This window comes from Turicibacter sp. GALT-G1 (genome assembly GCF_025594995.1).
GTDB classification, from domain to species: domain Bacteria; phylum Bacillota_I; class Bacilli_A; order MOL361; family Turicibacteraceae; genus Turicibacter; species Turicibacter bilis.
The window spans coordinates 1-5099 of the sequence record NZ_JAMQUS010000059.1; the positions used below are offsets into that span (position 1 = coordinate 1).

Here is a 5099-nt window from a genome sequence, read left to right on the forward strand (position 1 = left end):
AAATTTAAAGTACACCCTATATTTACATTTTTTATCCTAGTACAAATGTGTTAAAATAGAATTATATTTTAATTAATTTACTATTTGTAAAAGTATATTTAATTCTATTTTTTTAATAAAAGTAATAGTTATTATTATAAATTGTAAAGTTAAAATTATTCAGGAGCAATATGCCAAAAAAATGATCAATCTCTCCAAGAGCAATGTAATAATTATTATTATAGGTGATAAAATGAAAATTGGTTATGTTAGAGTGAGTGCTTTAGATCAGAATGAGGAACGTCAGCTAGTCACTATGAAAAAACATGAAGTTGAAAAAATATTCATAGAGAAAATGAGTGCTAAAAATAAAGATCGTCCTAAGTTACAAGAGATGTTAGATTATGTTCGAGATGGTGATACGATTATTATTCATGATTTATCTCGACTAGCGAGGAATACAAAAGACTTATTAGAAATTGTTGAGTATTTGAATCAAAAAGAAGTAAACCTAATTAGTAATAAAGAGCATATTGATAGCAGCACCCCAATGGGAAAACTTATGCTAACTATGATTGGGGCGATCTATGAGTTTGAACGTGCTAATTTATTAGAACGTCAACGTGAGGGAATTGCTTTAGCCAAAGCTAAAGGAAAATATAAAGGACGAAAGAAGATTAAAATAGATAATTTAGATGAATATTATGAGAAATATCGTATTAGAATGATTAGCAAAGCGGAAATGGCAAGACAATTAAATATTTCTCGACCTACATTAGATAAACTGTTAAAAGAATATGAATTACAAAAAGATGAGGAAAAAAAGCAAGACTAAATGTTTAAGTCTTGTTTTTTTATGTGAAAAGTAACTAAAAATAACCTAGTTCTCTGCGAGGGAATAAACTAATCGTAAGTTTCTATACTATTAATGGGTGATGATATGGAAAAGAAAGTAACTAAACAATTTCTAAGTTATACAAAAAAAGCAGCGATAAAGAAAAATCCCTCTATTAGTTCTTTAATAAAAGGGGTAGGTAGTCAAAAGTATTCTATTGATTTCATAAAACAAGGTTATTAATTTAAAATCAATAGAAAAAAGCTACAAAATATTATTTTGTAGCTTTTTTCTTGTTGTCGGAACATAAACATCATAGAGGTCAATGATCCTAGATATAGATGTAAAAAAAGAAGAATTGAATTATTTATCAATTCATTTTCATCTTATCATCACCTATATTTTTTTTCAATATTCGACAAATGAAAAAAATGTATACATATGAGGTGAATTTGCAAAAAGATAGAATAAAACATGGAGATATTAACAAAAAAGAGCTTTTCCCCTATATTTCTTCTCGGTTAAAGCTCTTTTTCTTATGTAGTTTATTAGAAAGATAACTTATTAATATGTGACAAGATTAACGAAGTTATACACAAAATTCTGATTTTTTGTATTTTTTTCTTGCAAAACTGTAAAAAGAAAGTTATAGTTTTAATAGATAAGTTAGTAGTAATATTTTAATAACTAACTTCGATAATTAGAATAATTATTTTAAAATTAAATATAAATTCATGAGATAAAAAAAAAGGACTTCTGATAAAATCTCCCTCGCCAAAGTTTGATTTTTATTAGAAGTAAACCTCGTGATTTCATTATACTATTATTGTAGGTAAAAGACAAGCATAAAAGTATGATTTTTAGAGTATTTTTATATAAATTTAAGTTGAAGTTTTTTACTGGAAAATAGTGATAAAATCATGAGAAACTATAATGGAAGTCCTTTTGATCCTAGTGATTAAAAGGACTTTTTTATTAATTCAGATAATTAAATAAGCTGATGAGTGTATCTTGGGTGATTTGATACAGGAATAGCAAATAGTGGTGTGATAGAGCCAAAGTATAACCCTCTCGAAGTCTATTCGTAATCAGTGAGTTGGTGTTTTTATAAGTTTGACCTAAAAAACCTCAAACTTTAGTCGTATGATAGACTATAAATCCTATGTCGTGGTGTAAACCTTTAGAGATATAGAGAGCGTGTAAACTCACAATCGTTAATACTAGGCGTATAAAGCTAGTCGCTCAAAAATATAGGAAGGCAGTCAGACCGAAAGGTGGGACTATACTTCAAAGATGGACGTGTCTATGAACGTTGAAGAACTTAAATAGGCATTCATAATTCAGTCATACGTGACAAGATTATAGTTGATCGAGTTCTAATGGACAATTGACGGTTAGGGCTTCACAGAGGTATAGAGTATAGACTTAGAACAAAAAGTTTGAAAAGTTTATCTAGTTTTTCCAATTTTTTTTAATTTAAAAAAAACATTTGAGAAAAATTTCACAAAGTTCACTAGGGAGAAGTATGCCTTAGAACAGGCTGTTTCCTTTCTTTGTATTAGGTTGTGGATAAATGAAATGTTAAGTGGATGTATAAGGAATAGGGCATATTATGGGAGATAAAAAAATCTAGTAATATGAGATACTAGATTCTCTGTTAATTTTTATTTTTTGGTTAATTCAAATGTAATTTTAATATCTGTTATATCATCTATATTTGATAGGTTTAGTCGGTCTAATATGTGGTATAAGTAATCAGTTGTTGTATCTATACTATTAGATCCATTAATGATTCGTATATTTTTATTTTTATTTCTACCTAATAAAGTATCTACTGATACATTTAAGATATCAGCAATTGTATTTATCATTTCTATATCTGGAGAGTGTTTTCCATTTTCCCAACTAGATATTGTCGATTTTCCAATATTTAATTTATTTGCTAAATCAGCAATAGTTAATTGTTTTTTTTTACGATAGAATTTTAAATTTTTACCAAATACATCTATTACTGATGGTGTAGTAACAACTTCTTTAGAAGTCATGATAAAACCTCCTTGAATTTATGAATAGTTCATATAATTATTATATACATTTATTCAGTAATATAGAAAAAAAAATCTATATAATTGCAACTACAGCTGTAAAATAGAACTTTTTTCTTAGAACACTGAATAAATGTTTTATTTTACAGAACTTTTTCCTTGAAAATGTATTTTCATCATGTTAGACTAATATCAGTTGGAGATTTATGGTTTATTTTGGTGGAAATTGTCGGTAAAGGAGAAGTGTTAATGATTTTAAAGTGTAGTAATATTAATAATAAATTTTTAGATGATTTAATAGCTCTTGGAATAGTGAAAGATGAAAGGATTGACTATATGGAATCGAAGAAAATTATGTTAGAAAAAATAACAGATATTAATATTATGGCTCAAACATTTAAAAGTTCAATTAAGTTTGTTGAACATAAACTTGATTTAAGTGAATTGATTATTAAGATAGATCAGTCTATACAGATTAAAATTACAAGTAATTGTGAAGTTTCAGAATCACAAAATACAAATATAAAAAATAATCAAGAAGAATTATTATTGAAAGTTATTGAACAGAAAACTAATATTATAAATGATTATAGATTATTTGAAAAAGTCTTTAATTCGTTGCAACAAACAGAAAGAAAAGTTCTATATTATTCTTTTTTTGAAAAATATTCAGATGCTAAATTAATGACTTCTCATTTACAATTTTTATCGTCTGCTACTTTAACAAGATTAAAAAAAGTTGCTACACAGAATTTCGTGAATGCTTATTTAGATGAAGCTATAATGTAGACTAGATCGCATGATCTAGTCTTTTAATTAATACTCCACTATTAATTAAAAGACTGATGAATTGTATGATTAAAATTATGATTAAAAGATTGATGAATTGTATGATTAAAATTATGATTAAAAGATTGATGAATTGTATGATTAAAATTATGATTAAAAGATTGATGATAAAAGTCATATAAATCATGTTAATATGTTATTGTAGAGAATTGAGAGGAGGTGAGATAATATGTCTTGTGCATTATCTTATTCAAATGCTGATGTAATTGAAGCAATCAAGCTATTAGATGAATTAAAGTCAAATAGCATTATTTCAGATCAACAATATCAGATGTTAATTCCGATTGTTGATTCTAGTTTTGACCCAAATGAAAAATAATAATTAACTATATCAATGAAGATATAGTTTTTTTTATGAAAAAGGAGTGATTACATTTTACATACGCTCCCCAACTTGGATATATGAACTTGTGGATAACTTAAAAATAAGTTGTTTTTATCATAAAAATTATAGTAAAAAAATTGACATATGTTATTTTTGGTGGTAATATATAGTTAAGGAGGTAATTTTTATGAAAACAATAAACTATGGAAGAGGATATGCTTATTCGATTGAATATCATATCGTTTGGTGTGTTAAATATAGAGAAATCATATCTTTACATGGTGTTGAAGATTTGCTTCAAAAAATTATCCAAAAGATCGCTAATGATAATGGATTTGAGATTGTTGAGATTAAAATTGCAACAGATTCGGTTTACCTTTGCATAGGTTGTAATCCGCAACAATCGATTCCAACCATGATTAAAGCCTTGAAAGGGGTATCAGCAAGACTTTTACTTCAAAGTAATCCCGAATTAGGTATGAATGGATCGTTGTGGAAACCAAGTTATTTTGTTGCGACAATGTCGAATCATCTTGAACACCAAATCAGTGAATATATTCAAAAAGAATTTAAAAAATAGTAGATTAAGGGGAATTTAAAATGTTGAGAAAAAGAGCTTTAAAAAATCTTATGTTATCTTTATTTGCTATGGTGATCGTTGGATTTACGAAAAGCGAGGTTGCTCATGCTAATCCAAATGCAACAATTAGTGATTTTAGTCTAAGTCGTACAACGGCTTACTTAGAAGAATCCGAGGGTGGATATGTATTCTTAACAGGTAAAACTCCAGCAACAGGTCAATATGAATATGTGATTGACGTATATTTTAATGGAGAGCAGATTAATAACTATCCTTTTTCAGGTGGAAGATTAGAAATTCAGCTTCCTATTTGGAAACGTGAAGTGGGAACAGGTTATTATGAAATTGTTTTAGTTGAATACAATGAAGAATGGTCTGAGGCTGTATCAGAAAAAGTTTTAGGTCGCTTGAATTTTGAAATTAAGCCGCAAAAAGTAGTTGCACCGACCCCAGAGCCAACTCCACCAACATCAAACGGTGGTTCAT

The 5099-nt window shown here is 27.4% G+C and carries 7 protein-coding genes; 6 read left to right on the top strand and 1 reads right to left on the bottom strand.

Annotated features, from left to right (window positions below; all coding sequences use genetic code 11):
* The first annotated feature begins 232 nt into the window (after positions 1-232).
* Both NEH74_RS10470 and NEH74_RS10475 read left to right on the top strand, forming a co-directional pair.
* Positions 233-814: a recombinase family protein gene (locus NEH74_RS10470; protein WP_262941345.1), complete on the top strand. Its 582-nt coding sequence runs from the start codon at positions 233-235 to the stop codon at positions 812-814.
* A 105-nt stretch (positions 815-919) separates the two neighbouring features.
* Entirely contained in the window at positions 920-1057 is a 138-nt protein-coding gene (locus tag NEH74_RS10475; protein ID WP_262941346.1) for a hypothetical protein, read from the top strand.
* A 1421-nt stretch (positions 1058-2478) separates the two neighbouring features.
* On the opposite strand, the gene NEH74_RS10480 is transcribed toward NEH74_RS10475, so the two are convergent.
* Complete coding sequence (locus tag NEH74_RS10480; RefSeq protein WP_262941347.1) at positions 2479-2859, bottom strand: helix-turn-helix domain-containing protein; 381 nt, start codon at positions 2857-2859, stop codon at positions 2479-2481.
* Positions 2860-3078: 219 nt separating this feature from the next.
* Here NEH74_RS10480 and NEH74_RS10485 point away from each other — a divergent pair, with 219 nt between their 5' ends.
* The 4 genes from NEH74_RS10485 to NEH74_RS10500 form a co-directional block, all read left to right on the top strand.
* A complete protein-coding gene (locus NEH74_RS10485) occupies positions 3079-3648 on the top strand; it encodes a hypothetical protein (RefSeq protein ID WP_262941348.1) in 570 nt (189 codons plus the stop codon).
* 229 nt (positions 3649-3877) lie between these two features.
* Positions 3878-4027 (top strand): hypothetical protein, encoded by a 150-nt coding sequence (locus tag NEH74_RS10490; RefSeq protein WP_262941350.1) that lies wholly within the window; start codon positions 3878-3880, stop codon positions 4025-4027.
* Between the two features lie 193 nt (positions 4028-4220).
* Positions 4221-4613, top strand: coding sequence for an IS200/IS605 family transposase (tnpA, locus tag NEH74_RS10495; protein ID WP_262941351.1), 393 nt, complete (start codon positions 4221-4223; stop codon positions 4611-4613).
* Between the two features lie 20 nt (positions 4614-4633).
* Positions 4634-5099 (top strand): hypothetical protein (locus tag NEH74_RS10500; protein ID WP_262941352.1); only part of this gene is annotated, 466 nt, incomplete at its 3' end.